The following is a 16669-nucleotide window of genomic DNA, read 5'->3' as shown; positions in this document are numbered from 1 at the left end:
CATGTAGTTTCCAGCCGCAGCAAAGGCATAATTTGAATAGTTAGGAGATACAGGATCACGTTTTGTCACCGCTAGAGGATTAGTTATATCAAACAACACCGGGTAAGAATCATAATAACCGCCGGTCTCATACCGTTCTCCAACAAAGAGTACATTGCGATAGGCTACCAAAGAGGCTCCCTCGGTAAGTTCAAAGAGGGAAGCTTTCAGACTAATGGTGTTAACATTCCCAAGGCCAAAGATAGATATCCCCCCCGTATTCTCTGCAGTCACATAGCCAAAGCCACTAGCAACGGCAATTCCCGCTGGGGATCCCCGAACATTGTAGAGAGACATTACCACCATATCTGCAGGTACTGCTATATCCACATCAGCAAAACCATAACCATTCAGTGTCACATAGAGCCGACGGCCCGAGATGGCAAGCTTATTAGTACCTGCTACACCAATAAGCGGACTCACGATTCCTAATGATACAGGATTACTCAACACAGCTGTGTCATATGATGCCACATTCCAACTGGATGCAATAAAAAGGTTATTTTCAACAAAAACAGCACCCGTCGCATAGGGAATGGCATTTGACTGTTGAGTCAATACCGGCATACTGTCAGACCCAGTTACAGTATAGAGGATGGATGCGTTATGACCACCAGCAAAGACAATCCGAGTCCCTCCCCGATCCTGTACTGCCACGGTATAACAATAGCTCATAGTAGATTGGCCCGTGCCTGCCACCCGAACCACCGGTGCATTCCTGTCGCTTGCATCGATTACATATAGTCCATCCTGGAAACCAGCTATAAAAACTAAATTCCCAAGCACTGCTACCCCTTCACCCTGGAATGCAGCGTTATTGGTCACTTTAACCGAACCCCTTTTTTGAGGAAGCAGGGGATTGGAAATATCAACTATTTCGAGTGCCTTTCCTGTGGTCACTAAATAAGCATAGTTATCAGCAACAGCCAGGGCTGAAATACCCCCAGAACTAGCTACCGATGAAACCAGAACCGGCGATGCACGGTTTTCTAAAGAATAAATGCGAAGACCAAAATAATTATCAGCCACATAGAGATAAGCTCCAGAAACCACAGCATCTATAGGATAGTTTGAATTGGTTAATGTTGTGATATATGCATCGTTTCGTGCAGGGAAGGAGTCTGGCGAAGCTTCTGCATACCAGCTTTGGACTGTACTATACTGTGCAGGCTTAACAAGGTAATAGTAAGTCGATCCTTGCTGGATGTTAAAATCGCGGTATTTATTTCCCGTTATTGGACCCGAGATCGAAATATATGGACCAGCAGGACTAGAAGCTCTAAATACCTCATAAAGATTAATACTAACATAGGTCTTCCAGTTCACTTCTATGGAGTTAAAATAAGCATAGGTCGATGGAAAGAGATCAAACCGAGAAAGGGGTATAGACCGTTTAACTTCGGAATAATTCTTTTTTCCATCGCTCGCAGTCCCTTCCAGCAGGAAGCTGTATAGTTTGGTGTTGCTAAGATTTTCCATATTATAGGGGGAAGTAACTCCATCAATATATGGAGAAGTGGCAGGATTGGGTGTCTGAGATGAAGCCTCATAATATAATCGGTACGTTATTACCCCAGGGACCGGATCCCATCGCAAAATTGTATGGCGATTTCCCTCGGTGGTGGAAAATGATGGAATATCATTACCCACATAGACAAGGGGAAGCCGAAACTCCACGGCATTACCTTTCCAATCTATGGCTGTAAGGAGAACAACGATATTCTCTTTAAGGTCATTGGAAATACTAATAGCAAAGCTATTATCACTTTTAATAGCCGCCTCTTGCGGAGAGGTATGAGACAAAATTTCATAGGTGAGCTTGGCAACCTTACCTGGGAGCTGATTATCGGTGTTGTCGGAGACGGTTCCGGATATAACGAGGAGCCGGGAAAAGGAGGCATATTCGGCTGGAGATAGTACCGTAATGATCGGGGCAGTAGTGTCCCGGGCTCGGGAAACGGTCTCCTCAGAAATCGGCAAGGGGCAGGCTATCAAAATTAACACTGAACCTATTATCAGCATATGTTTAACCATAGCAACCTCCTGTCTACCTACCCTGCAGGGTTTTCGCTTCCTGTAACATATTCTGTACCAGAAGACGGTCATCATTTTGCAATTCAGGGGATAGGCGCACCGATTCCAGTACCCTCACCGCATCCCCGATGGCTCCGGTATCTAGATTGAGCCGTGCCAAGAGTAGTGCCCGAGGAATGGCGAATGGACCTGCGCTGGACATAGATCGAAGCAATTTAATGGAAGCAACGAGGTCATTAGCCGAAGCCAGGCACCAGGCCTGTGTATATTGATATTCCACTCTTCTTTCAGCCGATGCATTAGGAATGAGTTGCTCAAAGGACGCCGCAGCTTCTAAATAAGAGCCCCCACGCAGTAATTCATAGGCATTGGATGCCGGATCGGTACCAGCAGTATCGAGCTCCTCATCCACAATCCAATTCATGCTGCTCGATCTATCCTGCTCACTGCCTCGGACGCCTGCAACCGTGGTAGATAGGGGTACTTCGTTCGCTACTAACTTGCCAATTTTGGAAAGCATTGAAGAACGAGCAGCCTGTTGTTTAACCGCATTCGCCAGGATTTTATCCAGCACATAGGTTCCCTCTGCGCTGAGTACGAGCTTACCCCCTGAATAGGAAAATTCGACAAAACTATTGGGTTTAAGTTGGACCTGTTCTGAACTTTCTACGACAGATCCCACATCAAGCTCTTTCCATGTAGTTCCGGTCCGGATCATGACAGAACCTTCAGCCCAAGATACGGTAAGTGGTGCAGAATACATTGTTATAGTTCCCAGAACAAACAATACAAAAAACAAATTTACCTTTTTCATCTCGCCCCCTATTCATCAACCACAAGCCCCAGCCCAATACGCAATTATATATTACTATTTTAATCAATTATTATAACGTGCCATTTTTAAATTTTCTGTTTTTTAGTACCTATTTTTCAAACATATTCTTAAACCGCCCCAGCCCCGCAGCTTCCAGTTCTTCTTTTGGGATAAAACGCAGCGCGGCGGAGTTCATACAATACCGAAGCCCTGTAGGTTCAGGACCATCGGTAAAAACATGGCCCAAATGAGCCCCCGAGGATTTTGACCGGACTTCCACCCGGATCATACCAAAGGAACGGTCTTCCAGTAGTTCCAAAGCGTTCTTATCTAAGGGTTCCCAAAAACTGGGCCAACCCGTTCCGGAATCATATTTTGATTGGGATGAGAAAAGAGGTGTCCCGTCAATGACGTCTACATAAATACCTTCTGCATGGTTATTCCAGTAGGCATTTGCAAAGGGCCGTTCGGTACCGCCCTTTACAGCAACCGCATACTGCTCGGAACTCAAGGTTTTACGGAGAACCTCATCGGGAACCACACAGATATTGTCAGCATTTGCCTGTTTTTGAATCATAACGTTCGACTCCTTCCTAAGACCCAGGAATAAAGTTCCAAGTACCATAACAGTTATAGTAATAAAGATTACTATTTTAGTAATCATATTTAAAATATACTGCATTTTAAAAAAAATATTATTTTTTTTTGTAATTTTTTTTTTTAAGCCTGCTAGATCGCTGACAAAGAAATATATAAAATCCTCTATAATCTACACATCTGTTAAGTCCCTCTTGAAAAAAAAGAAGAGCCGTTCCATACTGGACTTATGCGTCCATTCCATGTCGTAGCGCCCTATGAACCAGCAGGAGACCAGGGACAAGCAATAGACGCCCTGGCAGCCGGTGTCCGATCGGGAGACAAATACCAGACACTTAAGGGTGTCACCGGTTCTGGCAAAACATTTACCATGGCCAAAATTATTGAGCAGGTCCAGAAACCGACCCTGGTGATAAGCCATAACAAAACCTTGGCAGCCCAATTGTACCGGGAATTCAAGAGCTTTTTTCCAGATAACGCGGTTGAATATTTTGTATCCTATTACGATTATTATCAACCCGAAGCCTATGTAGCGAGCCGGGATCTATATATAGAAAAAGATGCGTCAATTAACGATGAAATAGAGCGTATGCGACTTTCCGCCACGAGGAGCCTTATGGAACGGCAGGATGTGATCATCGTTGCCACCGTGTCCTGTATCTACGGTCTTGCAACCCCAGAAGTGTACCGAAAAATGACCGCCACTGTGGCGGTGGGAGAAACCATCGATACGAATGCCCTGATGCGTCGTTTTGTAGAACTTCAATACGAACGGAACGATGCGGTGCTGGACCGGGGCTGTTTCCGCAGGCGAGGCGATACACTAGAGATTTACCCCGCGTACCTGGAAGAAGCATACCGGATAGAACTGGATTGGGACATGGTAAGCCGGATCCGCCGTTTCGATCCTATTTCGGGTAAGGTTTTGGAAGATTTAGATCGGGCTCTGATATATCCTGCCAAGCAGTTTGTCATGCCCCAGGATATGATAGACCAGGCGCTAGAAAAAATAAAAAATGAGCTAGCGGAACGCTATGAGTTTTTACAGCAAACCGGAAAACTGCTCGAGGCAGAACGGCTCAAGACCCGGGTTGAATATGACATAGAAATGCTCACCGAAATGGGCTACTGTCCTGGCATAGAAAACTATTCTGCTCCTTTAGCTGGTCGGGCAAGCGGTGAACCACCGGACACCCTTATCGACTATTTTCCTAAAGATCACCTTACCTTTATAGACGAAAGCCATGTTACCCTTCCCCAAATCGGAGCCATGTATGCAGGTGACCGGTCCAGAAAGCAAAGCCTGGTGGACTACGGGTTTAGGCTCCCTTCCGCCCTGGATAACCGTCCCTTGCGGTATGATGAATTTGTGGATCGGTTAGCTGCTACTATTTTTGTATCCGCGACTCCAGGACCAACCGAACTAGAACAGTCCGTGAGGGTTGTTGAACAGGTGATCCGGCCTACCGGCCTTTTGGATCCGGAAATCGAAGTACGCCCCAGCGATGGCCAAATGGAAGATATTTACGGAGAAATCAGACAGCGCATTGCCAAGGAAGAGCGGTCTCTGGTATTAACCCTTACCAAAAAAATGGCCGAGGACCTCACCGATTATCTCACAGGACTGGGGCTTCGGGTCCGCTATATCCACAGCGAAGTAGAAACGATTGAAAGGGTAGAAATCCTTACACAGCTCAGACAGGGAGACTTTGATGTACTGGTGGGGATTAACCTTTTACGGGAAGGTATAGACCTGCCTGAGGTTTCCTTTATTGCCATTCTGGATGCGGATAAAATCGGCTTCTTACGGTCCGTTACCAGTCTTATTCAGATAATAGGCAGGGCAGCCCGAAATGCGGCAGGCAAGGTTATTATGTATGCGGACCGAATGAGCGACGCCATGAAGCAAGCCATCGCTGAAACAGAGCGGCGCCGCAGCATTCAAATGGCCTACAATGAAGCCCATGGCATCACCCCCGCCACAGTCAAGAAGGCTATTGCTGACATACTGATACGGCACCAGGAGGAAGAAAAAGCCGCAGCGGTTACTTCCGTGGAAGTTTTGGAAAAATCTTATAATGTGCTTATACCCGCCCAGAGACAGCAGCTTATTAAAGCCTTGGAGGCAGAAATGCTTGAACATGCAAAGCGGCTAGAATTTGAACAAGCTGCGGCTATCCGGGACGAAATTGAGCACATTAAGAGTTTTTCCCAGGTGGAAAAATAGGATCGTCGGGCAGACTTATGGTAAAGCTCGTTCCTGATTCGGCGGAGCTCGTAAATCCAATACGACCGCCTAAATACTCTTCTATAAAAAGACGGGCTGCATAGGTTCCCCAGCCCCGTCCACGGGCTTTTGTTGAATAGGCGCGCTTAAAAAGGTTCGACTGAACCTCTTCACTTATAACGGCGGGGTTCTTTACTTCTATTTCTATAGATTCGCCTAAATCCCTGCATACCAGAATTACCGTATCACCGGGATGGCAGGCTTCTATTGCGTTCTTTACCAGATTAGACAAAACCCGTTTGAGCAGGACCACATCACTAATAATCTTTTTTGAACCACAAACATGGGTTTCAACAAGAATTCCCCGTTCTTCCGCCATACGGCTGTACAGAGAACTCACATGCTGCAGCAGATCCGAAACATCTACCACAGAGGCATTTACCCTAAGAGATCCCTGTTCTGCATCCCAGATACTTCGGTGGGTTTCTATTTCTTCGGTCAGTTGATCCACTGCCCGCTTTGCAAGGTCCAGATATTGGCGGACAGAATTTTCTGTATCGTCAATTAAATACAGAATCGAATGTATTGATGTGGCGGTATTAAGGATGTCATGCAGAAAAATGCGTTCAAAAGTATCCCTGCGCTGTTCAGCGGATACATCAACCAGTGCAGCCAAAATAAAGACTTGATCATGGGTATGAAACGGTTTGGTCCATACCAGAAGATCCAATTGAGAATACCGATCACTGACGGTCCTGTCAATTTTGCATTCCTGCAGGTTCAATGCACCGGAGAGTGCGCTGGCAATACTTCGGGCAGCTCCGCAATAGCGGCAGAACGCAGCGGTACCGCAGCCCCCTTCGGTCTCCCGTGCATGAATACAGGCAAAGGCTTCTCCCGGTCGCAGGCCATAGGGATTCATCGAGGCATCAGGCAAAAATGACTTTGCCTTTTCATTATAAAACACAATTTGCCGGTGCCGGTTAAAGGCCATAACAGCCACCGGAAATTCTTGGAACAAATCCATCCCTCTATATTCGGAAACCCAGCGGATTTGTGCATCTAAAAGCGGTCCCGTATCCCGTTCAAAATCAGTAAAAGGCAAAGATAATATTGCAGAGGGCTCCATGTAACATACTCCTTATGATTTGCTCACCATCTGTAGACCGGTCCGCAACTTAGAAGCAAACTCTTCTTCACTGACAGTACCATTGAGATAATTAGTAATCAGGGAACGAATAAGCGGCGGAAAGGATTCCCAATACCGTTCGGGCCAGGCCCCAAGTTCTTTACGCAGGGCCGCATCTTCTTTTGGGGCCATAATTCCCGTAGAAAATGCAATAAATTGATGAACCATGGTAGCAAGCACATCCGAAGGGAGCTGTTTTGAGGCCCCCGCTGCATTATTAGCCTCTCGCTGGTCAGGAACCCACGCATTGAGCAGTTCTTCCCTCTGCTCGTCGCTCAGTTCAGGAGCTTCCCGCTTGAGCATTTCTGATACCATGTTCCGGACCGTATTACGGATTCCTTCGAGGCTTGCGTTTATATTAATTTCAGAAGATACCTTTTGAGCCCACCGCTTGGGATCCGGAAGTCCAGCAGAACCGAATAAAGAAAGGTCCCGCTTACGGCGCACCACTGCTGCCGCAATAGCCTCGATGCTGTTTGCATCGGAACGATTAAGAATATAGTCCAAGACCCTTACAAGCTCTGCATCTGCCATAAAAATCATAATAATCTCTCTTTGCCATTATCTCAAGGCGGCATTCCATTGACCGCTTGTCACAGATTAGGTACAAAAGAGATATGGTTGTTGAATTCCTCGGTACCGGGACATCCCATGGGATACCAGTGGTCGGTTGTTCCTGTCCAGTGTGCCATTCACAGGATCCGAAAGACCAACGGTACCGCGCATCCCTTCTTATCAGAGGCAATACCGGTGAATGTTGTGTAATAGATACGGGTCCCGAATTCCGCCTCCAGGCTATTCGGGCAGGAATACAACATTTGGACGCAGTTTTTCTAACCCATGCCCATGCGGATCACCTGCATGGATTAGATGATGTCAGACCTTTAAGCGTTCATACTCCGCTCAACGTATTCGGGAATCGGCCGACCATACATGAGTTAACGGAACGGTTTAGTTATATTTTTAGGGAGACCCAAATTGGAGGCGGAAAACCACGGATTATTCCAACAATTTTAGACCCTGAGTGGCCGGAACATAAGCAGCAGCACACCACAGAGGATCCTGAGGCTTCGGTATCTATAGGCGGCCTCAGGTTTACACCCCTGCCAGTATATCACGGTCGCTTACATATTCTCGGGTGGCTCGTGGAGGAAGCAGGGCGCCGCTGCGCTTACCTGACCGATGTGAGCCAGATTCCTAAAGAAACACTTTTACTCCTCGCTCAGCTGGATATACTTATCATCGGCGCCCTGCGAAAGCTTCCACACCCTACCCATTTCAGCTTTGACCAGGCACTTGATATCATCAACCTGGTCCGTCCCCGGCAAGCATACCTTACCCATCTGTGCCATGATTATTTTCACACAGCAATTTTCGAATACCTGCTTGAACAGGGTTTTTCCCAAAACTACGTTGCCCCAGCTTACGATGGATTACGTCTGATGCTTGAACCATTAAGCGAGAGACACGGCACGACAGCAGGTGTTTAATTATGAATAAGAAAGGGATGCCCTCAGCTTTTGGACATCCCTTTCTTGCTTCGGTCCCGTAAAATGGCGGGCCGAGAATGTGCAGAAATCAGCAAACCTTACACTTTTTTGGTTACATAGTCGCTCTTAAGACAGCGGGTGCACATCTTAAGCGTAATGGTAGTACCCTGAATTTCTGTCTTTACCTTAACCAGGTTGGGTTTCCAGGTACGGCGGCTATGATTTTTGGCATGGCTGACCTTATTTCCAGTGACCGTGTGTTTTCCGCAGATATCGCAAGTCCGTGACATAACAAACCTTCCTTCCGGAGTATCCTATACGTACAAAGTATGGGACACTATAACTGAATACAAAAAAAATGTAAAGCCCCTGCGGACTGTTTAGATCATTGCTTGCACATATACTCTTAAGACTGCATACTTAGAGTATGGCTATAATTCTACCAGTTGCTTCGGGTAAGGGAGGAGTCGGCAAGAGCGTGTTTGCCGCAAACTGCGCCATAGCCCTCTCGGAACTCGGAAAAACAACGGTGCTCGTAGATCTCGATTTAGGGGCATCAAATCTCCATACCCTGTTGGGTATAAAAAACCGGTATCCCGGTATTGGGAACCTCGTGTATCGTACTGAAACCAACCTGGAAGCCCTCCTGGTAGATACGGGAATTCCCCGGCTCTTCTTTATTCCGGGGGACACGCTGCTGCCAGGTACTGCAAACCTGGATTTTTTTACCAAGCAAAAAATAGTTAAAAGTCTTATGAGTCTTCCCGCTGACTATATACTGATGGATCTCGGTGCAGGTTCTTCTTATAATACGGTCGATTTTTTTCTGACCAGCAGTTCCGGTCTTATTGTAACCATGGGAGAAAGCACCGCCATCTTGAATGCCTATTCATTCTTAAAAACAGCTTTTTACCGTGCTCTCATTCGGTCCTTTCCTCCCAAAAGTGCAGAACGGCAGCTTATAACCTCTTTTTTCGCTCAAAAAATGGAAGGCAGCACCAATACCTATCCGGTCCTTCGGCAAAAACTGCGTGAACAATATGGCGAGGGTGCGCAAAATGGCATAACCCAGGTAGAAAAATTGTATACCCGTATCATTTTGAATATGGGCAGCGGTCCCCAGGACCTGTCGGTTGGTATAAAACTCAGGGAAATCGCAAAAAAGAACCTGGACCTGCAGGTAGAATACATCGGATACATTCCGCGGGACCCCGTGGTCAGCCTATCGGTTGCATCCCGCAAACCGGCCCTCTTGCTCCAAAAAAACGCGCCCTTTTCACAGGCCATTTTAGCAATTGCGGCACGGCTTGCTTCCCAGCCGATACCCGAAAGCCCCCGATTATACCCAGACAACGAAGACCTGCGCGCTCTTATGGATAGCGGCGCTTAAAGGCCTTAACACGAGCAGAAGCGGTAACCGTCCAAGGCGAACGATCTCCCCGATCCAGATACTTATAACCCAAACCAGCCACCATGGCCCCATTATCCCCGCATAAATCAAGGGGAGGAAACAGGCAGCGGAGATCATGTCGTTCAACAAGACAGTGCCTGAGGTAGGAGTTTGCAGCTACTCCTCCCCCAGCTACCACGGTGGTGAGCCCCGTATCTTCTACCGCCCGATACAGGCTCCGCAGCAATATGTCAATAGCGGTTTTTTGGAAAGAGGCTGCAATATTTTCAGGGCTCATGGCTGCAGGCTGCCCCTGTTCATCAAGCTGCCTGAATTGTTCAATCTGGTTGATGACCGCAGTTTTCAGCCCCGAATAGGATACGTCGTACCGATGTTCACCCTTATACAAGTTCGGCATGGGGAACTTAAAGGCATTGCTGTCGCCCCGTTTTGCATGCCTATCAATATATACCCCGCCGGGATATCCAAAACCGTAAAACTTAGCGACCTTGTCAAAAGCTTCTCCCACCGCGTCATCTATGGTGGTTCCTAGAACTGTTATGGAGTCAAAGTCATCCACCCGGCAAATAATGCTGTGCCCGCCGGATACCAGGAGGCCAAGGAAGGGATAATCTACCTGTTCAGAAAGCATTGGTGCGTAGAGATGGGCTAGCATGTGATCGACAGCGATAAAGGGCTTATCCAGACTATAGGCAAAGGCCTTGCCAAAACTCAGACCCACTAAGAGGGAGCCCAGAAGCCCGGGCTGGGCTGTAGCTGAAACGGCATCTATGTCCTCTGGTCTGCAACCCGCATCAGAGAGGGCCGTTTTAACCACGCCGCTGATCCACTCGGTATGCATGCGGCTTGCAATTTCGGGTACTACCCCGTTGTATATCTCATGAAAGGGTATCTGGGTGGCAACCACATTGGATAGTATTTTTTTCCCATCCTCCACCACTGCTGCGGCGCATTCGTCGCAGGATGACTCAATCCCCAAAACCTTCATCTTCAAAGGTTCCCATCATAATCCGTGAGACGGTGGTTAGCGAAAACCCCTGTGCTATGAGTTCCGGATACATTTCCTGCAGGGTAGCGACCAGTTCGTTGGACCAAACATGTCCTATTACAATTGCGGCCCCTTTCTTTTCTGCCTTCTGAAGCCCCTCTTCCATAAAACGTATCATGGCGGCCTTTTCCTGAATGTTATCTACGAACACATCGCGCTCCCCGATTCGTATTCCCATCCGTTCTGCAACAGCGGGGACCACCGTTTCTGCGGTAGTCCTTGAATCTAAATAATATATACTATTTCGCTTACAAAAAGCGAGCACTATTTCCATGATTTTATCGTCAGAGGTAATTTTAGACCCCTGATGGTTATTCATCCCTACCACAGGGCCAACCTGGGCGAGATTGGTCTTTAAAACCCTTTCTATTTCTTCCTTGTTCATCCCTGAATAAATTGCCCCTGGTCCTGGATTTTGCCCCCCGATAGCTTCCATAGGTTGATGCAGTATTACTTCCTTGCCAGCCGCGCGGATCCTTTTCGCTGCTTCGGCCGAATAGGGCAAACCAGGGAGGACCGCAATAGTGAGGGGACCGGGAAATTGCAAAAATGGCTCTAGTTCCCTGAGGTTATTTCCTGCATCGTCTAGTACAATGGCAAGATACCCCTTTTTTCGTGGCACTGGCTGGGGCGGACGTTCTATCGGCGCTGAAACAGCAATTGTTTTAGCGCTACCATTGGTCCTGTTGGGAAGCGGGAGATCCTTCGGAGACACCGGTTTTGCTGTTGATATGGGCTTAGACTCCGCAGGTTTAAGAGTCCGAGATGGTGTTGTAGGAGAATCCTGAGGTGCACGGCTCGTACGCTCAGAATCTTCTATGCCCCCCGTTTGGGAGTCCTTTACTGGCTCAGCAGTACTTTGATTTTGCGTATTAGTATCAGCAACGGGATTTTTTAAAGTATCAGCCTGCTCACTAGCTGGCGGAAAAAATATGATCAAAGCAACGGTAAGAAAGACCGCAGCCCCTATGAGCAGGGAGCTCACAAGCACCGCTCGTACAGAATCGTTAAATCCTAGCTTTTTCTTTCGTTTAGATCCTTTAACGCCAGTTGTTCTTCGTTTTTCCTTAGCCACTATTTACACTGTACTGTCTGGAAAGCCCTTGGTCAAGACTGAGAGCCTACCTTATAGATATACATATTCCTTAAGGTCCGCAGCTTCTTCCTTAAACTTTTTGATGGCCCGCATTTCAATTTGCCTGACCGTTTCGGGAGAAATACCCATTTCGTCACCGATTTCCTTTAAGGTAAACCGTTCGCCCCCAAAAAACTGAAACCGGTACATCAATATTTTTTTCTCCCGCTCCATGAGCCGTTCAAGAAATTTAAGGGTATCTTCCCGAACCGAATTGCGGATAAACTCCATATCAGGACTGTAGGTGTAGTCTTCGCACATATCGATGAGAGTGGTGCTGTCATCCTCTCCGGTATCCGCATCGAGGGACACCATACCATTAGCGATATTCATGATATACTCTACTTCTTCCAGGGGAAGGCCTATTTCGGCAGCTATTTCATCCGTTGTCGGCCGGCGCATGTAAAGCTGGGAAAGGGTATTGTAAGCCTTTTGGATTTTTTTGAGCGCCTCTTCCTTGCGGTGGGGCAGCCGAATAGTTCGGCGTTTATTAGCCAGAGACCGGGTTATAGCCTGTTTAATCCACCAGCTTGCATAGGTAGAAAACCGCACATGCTTGTTAAAATCATATTTCTGTGCAGCATGGATAAGCCCGAGGTTCCCCTCTTGTATCAGGTCAAGCAAAGATACATCGTGAGACATATAGGCCTTGGCAATTTTCACCACAAGCCGCAGATTGGATTCTATAAGCCGCTGCCGGGCGCTTTCGTCGCCCTCCATGATCTTGCGCGAAAGTTCCAATTCTTCTTCAAAGGTGAGAAGGGGAGCTGCCTTTATCTGGTCAAAGTAGGTCTTAAGCACATCGTCGGTATTAAAATTGTCCTTCTTCTTGGCCATAACATCCTCCAGAGCTTTCACTCTACAGAATATTATGCAAGAACCATGCCAAGCCTATTCATCAACAAACAAAATTTAATATCTATTTGCTATACAATAACTTATAAAATATTAAAGTCCAGTATATTACGATGAGATAAAAAAATGTATGATTCTTTATACAAATACGTTGTATCTATGTATGGAAAAAGTAACTGCCCTGTGCTATGCTGTGGCCATGGATTCTGGTATTACCGCACGGAAACGGGGCAAAGACGTTTTTTTTTCGATTCATTGGTCCAAATTGATAAGTGCGGACCGATGGACCATAGCGACCTCTGTTCCTGCGGTAGGGGGAGTCTATGAAATTTACTGGATGGATGACCATAAACACCTGCGGCTGCTCACCGTTGGCAATGCCCGCTACGGCGGACTCCGTTCAGAAATTCGTCGTCTTACCGACCCGCAGCTTGTTGAAAATCCCGAAGTAATCGAAATCCTGAATAATAAAAAGATATATTTTCGGTATGCTACGGCTAATTCCGCAGATGACATGGCCGATGTGGTCTGGTTTTTTAGAAAAACCTATTTTCCTGAAAATCCGGGGGTTGCGCATTCTGGAAGATTTGCGAGAATATATATGAATGAATGGGCCCCGGACAAGGTCCGCTGGGTCGATTAAAAGGAGCATCCATGAAACGAACGATCGGATTAATTTTACTAGTGGCGGGTATTGCAGTGGGGGCCTATGGCGGCTATGAATATTATTCCGCCCAACAGTCCCTTAAAAACAAAATTACAAAGGTCTTTACCGGTACCACCAAGGTTGAACAGCAGAGCGTCTACTTAATGATTGGTGGCGGGGCTGCTGCGCTGCTTGGTCTTGGGCTTAGCCTATCAGGAAAAACTTCCCGGAGACGGTAAAAGGTCTCGTCCAGTGCGGCGGTACTGGCTAGGAGTGAGTCCGAAATAGGTGCTGAATTTTTTTATAAAGTAACTTTCCTCAGAAAATCCACAAGCCCAACTGATTTCTTTGACCGACAAACCTGTCTCGTTTAAGAGTTCTGCAGCCCGTTCAAGTCTGACTCGATTGATAAAAGCAGTAAGACTTTCTCCTGTTTGAGTTTTGTATATGTGGCTTAAGTAATCTGCAGAACATCTCAGCCATTCAGCGAGTAATTGAACTGAAAGGGCCCTGTCAGAATATGCCGCCAGAACCCGTTCACGGGCTTCATGGACTAATGATGAACCTCCACTTTCTTCCTGCCAAGGGGATGAAACTGATGGCGGTATCGACTCTGTCCTTATCTGCAAGGCAAGTAAAAAGTGAGCGAGTGCCGTAGCGACAAGGAGCCTTATTGGTTCAGCTGCATCTTGTTCTACAGTAACAGGATATAGATCTTCTTGAAGGACAGTCGCATCAGAAAGGTATTCGGCAATATGGCCCGCATAGGAAGGGTTTCTCCGTTGAATAAACTCGATGGCTGGCCGTTTATCCAATCCAGCTTTGGCAATATGAACCGAACAGGATCGTTTCCCTGCATAGGCAACCAAATTCTGAAATTCATCATCTGGGCCTCGAACTTTTTCAAAATGAGTCACTAATGGAGGAACGATCAGTATTTCATTGGGCTTTAAAAGATATTCCGAAGAAGGAAATTGAAATAGGGTTGCTCCAGATACTTGGAAAAACAGCTCTGCTTGCAAATGAAACTGGCCAAATTCAGGAGGCCGCGGTCTCGCTTGTCCCAGAGGTATCATCACAGGTATATCTCCGGAAAGCACGCCCTGTTTACATCGTAACAGCAGTGATGAAAGTGTTTTTAGATCTGACTCAACTTTCATAATCTAAGATTTTTACTATGCTTCAAAGATTATAACAAGCATTATATAAGAGAAACTCATTCAACAAAAAGGTGATCTTGTTATAGTTATTCCCAAGGAGCAACATTATGGGAACACCAATACGTGCGGTCATTTGGAACGAGTTTATCCATGAACAAGAACACGAAGCGATACGGAAAATATACCCTAAGGGTATACACCAGGTAATTGCAGAAGCTCTTGAAAAAACAGGAAATTTTTCTGTAAGTACCGCAACTTTGGACCAGCCAGAGCATGGTTTAAGTAAAGAACTTTTAGAAAACACTCAAGTTCTCTACTGGTGGGGACACATTGCCCATGACAAGGTTCAAAACGAGATTGTGGAACGGGTTAAGCAGCGAGTTCTTGAAGGCATGGGACTCGTGGTACTGCATTCAGGCCATTATTCTAAAATCTTCAGGTCCCTCATGGGAACAACCTGCTCCCTTAAATGGAGAGAGGCCGCAGAAAAGGAACGTATATGGGTAATCGAGCCAAGCCATCCTATAGCCCAAGACTTACCTGTGAATGAAGGGGGCTATTTCGAAATTCCCCATGAGGAGATGTATGGTGAACGCTTTGAAATTCCCGTACCGGATGAGCTTGTTTTTGTCAGCTGGTTCCAGGGCGGCGAGGTTTTCCGATCCGGTTGTTGTTGGAATCGTGGAGCAGGCCGAATTTTTTATTTTCGCCCCGGACATGAATCTTATCCCACATATTACAATACCGCGGTACAAAAGATATTAGTTAATGCAGGATATTGGGCTGCAGAGCGGGTAAAAATACAAGATCGGTGCCCCAACAGCCCTGCCTTAGAACCACTGCCTGAACCGCCTGCTGAGTTCGGACAAGCAGGAATCGTTCAAAATCTGGAGGATATACAATGAAACTTACCGTAGGAGTCATTGGACTTGGAATTGGAAAACATCATATAGAAGGGTACCGAAGCAATCCAAACTGCACGGTTATTGCTATTGCAGATACTGACAAAGCCAAACTTGATGCCGTTGGTGATCAATATGGAATTCCTAACCGTTTTACAAGCGCTGAAGCCCTCATTGATAGCGGGTTATGCCAGGTAATATCGGTGGCAACACCAAATAAATTTCACAAAGATTTAACGAACCGGGCCCTCGAAAAGGGAGCTCATGTACTTTGTGAAAAACCTATGGCCATGAATGCAGCAGAAGGCCAGACTATGCTTGAGACAGCCTTAAAAACAGAGAGACGTTTAATGATTAACTTCTCTTACCGTTTTACCATGCCTGCTCGGGCTTTAAAAGCTCGAATCGATCAGGGCGACTTAGGACAAGCATACTATGGCAGATCTATTTGGTTGAGGCGGCGGGGTATGCCCGGATTTGGTGGCTGGTTTGGAAACAAGGAACTTGCAGGAGGGGGCCCGCTCATCGATTTAGGAGTTCATCGGCTCGACTTGGCTCTTTGGTTTATGGGTTACCCAGAGGTGGATTATGTCACCGGAACAACCTATGCACCAATTGCAACTGAGATTGCCCAAAGGGAACATAAAACTTATTCAGTGGAAGATTTAGCTGCTGGTTTTATTCGTTTTAAAAATGGGGCCTCTTTAAGTATGGAAGCTTCCTGGGCGGGGAATATAAAAGAAAATGAATTGATGGAAACCCGTATACTCGGGAGCCGTGGCGGTCTAATTCACCGCAACATTGGTGAGGGATACGAATTCGAAGCGGAATTCTTTACAGAACATCTAGGATACCAATGGGACGAAAAATACCATGCGGCCTCTAGTTGGGCTGCAGGAAATCCAAAACCAATCACTGCCATGTCTCATTTTATCGATTCTATAATTGCTGGAACACCCCATGAAGCAGATGGAAAAGAAGGCCTACTCATCATGAAAATACTCGATGCCCTCTACCAAAGTGCGGAAAGCGGCCGGCCGGTTATTTTCTAATTAATGGAGCTGTCCGAAACACGGACAGCCTCTTTTTTTTCTGTATAAGCCACGTTCATAACGCAAAAAA

18 protein-coding genes are annotated in these 16669 nt (G+C 46.6%); 8 read left to right on the top strand and 10 right to left on the bottom strand.

Annotation, left to right across the window (positions count from 1 at the left end; all coding sequences use genetic code 11):
• From Q7P68_RS02830 to msrB, 3 genes are all read right to left on the bottom strand, one after another.
• Positions 1 to 2073 (bottom strand): LVIVD repeat-containing protein (locus tag Q7P68_RS02830; protein WP_304222521.1); only part of this gene is annotated, 2073 nt, incomplete at its 3' end.
• A gap of 13 nt (positions 2074 to 2086) precedes the next feature.
• Positions 2087 to 2887, bottom strand: a complete 801-nt coding sequence (locus tag Q7P68_RS02825) for a FecR family protein (RefSeq protein WP_304222518.1) — start codon at positions 2885 to 2887, stop codon at positions 2087 to 2089.
• 109 nt (positions 2888 to 2996) lie between these two features.
• Positions 2997 to 3551 (bottom strand): peptide-methionine (R)-S-oxide reductase MsrB, encoded by a 555-nt coding sequence (msrB, locus tag Q7P68_RS02820; protein ID WP_304222516.1) that lies wholly within the window; start codon positions 3549 to 3551, stop codon positions 2997 to 2999.
• Between the two features lie 162 nt (positions 3552 to 3713).
• Here msrB and uvrB point away from each other — a divergent pair, with 162 nt between their 5' ends.
• Complete coding sequence (gene uvrB, locus Q7P68_RS02815; protein ID WP_304222513.1) at positions 3714 to 5711, top strand: excinuclease ABC subunit UvrB; 1998 nt, start codon at positions 3714 to 3716, stop codon at positions 5709 to 5711.
• Here the strand turns inward: uvrB and Q7P68_RS02810 are convergent.
• Both Q7P68_RS02810 and Q7P68_RS02805 read right to left on the bottom strand, forming a co-directional pair.
• A complete protein-coding gene (locus tag Q7P68_RS02810) occupies positions 5683 to 6840 on the bottom strand; it encodes a sensor histidine kinase (protein WP_304222510.1) in 1158 nt (385 codons plus the stop codon). The two genes, uvrB and Q7P68_RS02810, sit on opposite strands and share 29 nt — an antisense overlap.
• Before the next feature lie 12 nt (positions 6841 to 6852).
• Entirely contained in the window at positions 6853 to 7443 is a 591-nt protein-coding gene (locus Q7P68_RS02805; RefSeq protein ID WP_304222508.1) for a hypothetical protein, read from the bottom strand.
• Between the two features lie 74 nt (positions 7444 to 7517).
• Between Q7P68_RS02805 and Q7P68_RS02800 the strand changes: the two genes are divergently transcribed.
• Positions 7518 to 8390, top strand: coding sequence for an MBL fold metallo-hydrolase (locus Q7P68_RS02800; RefSeq protein ID WP_304222506.1), 873 nt, complete (start codon positions 7518 to 7520; stop codon positions 8388 to 8390).
• Positions 8391 to 8488: 98 nt separating this feature from the next.
• On the opposite strand, the gene rpmB is transcribed toward Q7P68_RS02800, so the two are convergent.
• The gene (gene rpmB / locus Q7P68_RS02795; protein WP_304222504.1) at positions 8489 to 8680 is read right to left on the bottom strand and encodes a 50S ribosomal protein L28; all 192 of its coding nucleotides are present in this window, start codon (positions 8678 to 8680) and stop codon (positions 8489 to 8491) included.
• Between the two features lie 137 nt (positions 8681 to 8817).
• Here rpmB and Q7P68_RS02790 point away from each other — a divergent pair, with 137 nt between their 5' ends.
• Positions 8818 to 9780 carry a nucleotide-binding protein gene (locus tag Q7P68_RS02790; RefSeq protein WP_304222501.1) on the top strand — a complete coding sequence of 321 codons (963 nt, stop codon included), beginning with the start codon at positions 8818 to 8820 and terminating at the stop codon, positions 9778 to 9780.
• Here the strand turns inward: Q7P68_RS02790 and tsaD are convergent.
• From tsaD to Q7P68_RS02775, 3 genes are read right to left on the bottom strand one after another with little or no spacing between them, the layout of a single operon-like run.
• Entirely contained in the window at positions 9761 to 10789 is a 1029-nt protein-coding gene (tsaD, locus tag Q7P68_RS02785) for a tRNA (adenosine(37)-N6)-threonylcarbamoyltransferase complex transferase subunit TsaD (RefSeq protein ID WP_304222527.1), read from the bottom strand. The two genes, Q7P68_RS02790 and tsaD, sit on opposite strands and share 20 nt — an antisense overlap.
• The gene (locus Q7P68_RS02780) at positions 10770 to 11924 is read right to left on the bottom strand and encodes a divergent polysaccharide deacetylase family protein (RefSeq protein ID WP_304222498.1); all 1155 of its coding nucleotides are present in this window, start codon (positions 11922 to 11924) and stop codon (positions 10770 to 10772) included. Before Q7P68_RS02780 ends, tsaD begins: the two co-directional genes overlap by 20 nt.
• A gap of 51 nt (positions 11925 to 11975) precedes the next feature.
• Positions 11976 to 12821, bottom strand: coding sequence for a sigma-70 family RNA polymerase sigma factor (locus Q7P68_RS02775; RefSeq protein WP_304222495.1), 846 nt, complete (start codon positions 12819 to 12821; stop codon positions 11976 to 11978).
• Between the two features lie 181 nt (positions 12822 to 13002).
• On the opposite strand from Q7P68_RS02775, the gene Q7P68_RS02770 reads away from it, so the two are divergent.
• Together Q7P68_RS02770 and Q7P68_RS02765 are read left to right on the top strand one after the other, a co-directional pair.
• Complete coding sequence (locus Q7P68_RS02770) at positions 13003 to 13482, top strand: hypothetical protein (RefSeq protein WP_304222492.1); 480 nt, start codon at positions 13003 to 13005, stop codon at positions 13480 to 13482.
• Positions 13483 to 13493: 11 nt separating this feature from the next.
• A complete protein-coding gene (locus Q7P68_RS02765) occupies positions 13494 to 13724 on the top strand; it encodes a DUF3185 family protein (RefSeq protein WP_304222489.1) in 231 nt (76 codons plus the stop codon).
• On the opposite strand, the gene Q7P68_RS02760 is transcribed toward Q7P68_RS02765, so the two are convergent.
• Positions 13698 to 14402, bottom strand: coding sequence for a helix-turn-helix domain-containing protein (locus Q7P68_RS02760; RefSeq protein ID WP_304222486.1), 705 nt, complete (start codon positions 14400 to 14402; stop codon positions 13698 to 13700). The two genes, Q7P68_RS02765 and Q7P68_RS02760, sit on opposite strands and share 27 nt — an antisense overlap.
• A 2-nt stretch (positions 14403 to 14404) precedes the next feature.
• On the opposite strand from Q7P68_RS02760, the gene Q7P68_RS02755 reads away from it, so the two are divergent.
• The 3 genes from Q7P68_RS02755 (at position 14405) to Q7P68_RS02745 (ending at position 16599) form a co-directional block, all read left to right on the top strand.
• Positions 14405 to 14647: a hypothetical protein gene (locus Q7P68_RS02755; RefSeq protein WP_304222483.1), complete on the top strand. Its 243-nt coding sequence runs from the start codon at positions 14405 to 14407 to the stop codon at positions 14645 to 14647.
• A 105-nt stretch (positions 14648 to 14752) separates the two neighbouring features.
• Entirely contained in the window at positions 14753 to 15550 is a 798-nt protein-coding gene (locus tag Q7P68_RS02750) for a ThuA domain-containing protein (RefSeq protein ID WP_304222480.1), read from the top strand.
• Positions 15547 to 16599, top strand: a complete 1053-nt coding sequence (locus Q7P68_RS02745; protein ID WP_304222478.1) for a Gfo/Idh/MocA family protein — start codon at positions 15547 to 15549, stop codon at positions 16597 to 16599. Before Q7P68_RS02750 ends, Q7P68_RS02745 begins: the two co-directional genes overlap by 4 nt.
• The last annotated feature ends 70 nt before the right edge of the window (positions 16600 to 16669 follow it).

Origin of the sequence: Gracilinema caldarium, from assembly GCF_029265695.1 — a bacterium.
Taxonomy (GTDB): domain Bacteria; phylum Spirochaetota; class Spirochaetia; order Treponematales; family Breznakiellaceae; genus Gracilinema; species Gracilinema caldarium_A.
Note: the sequence above shows the minus strand (reverse complement) of the source record. Positions and strands in the feature narration are given on the sequence as shown.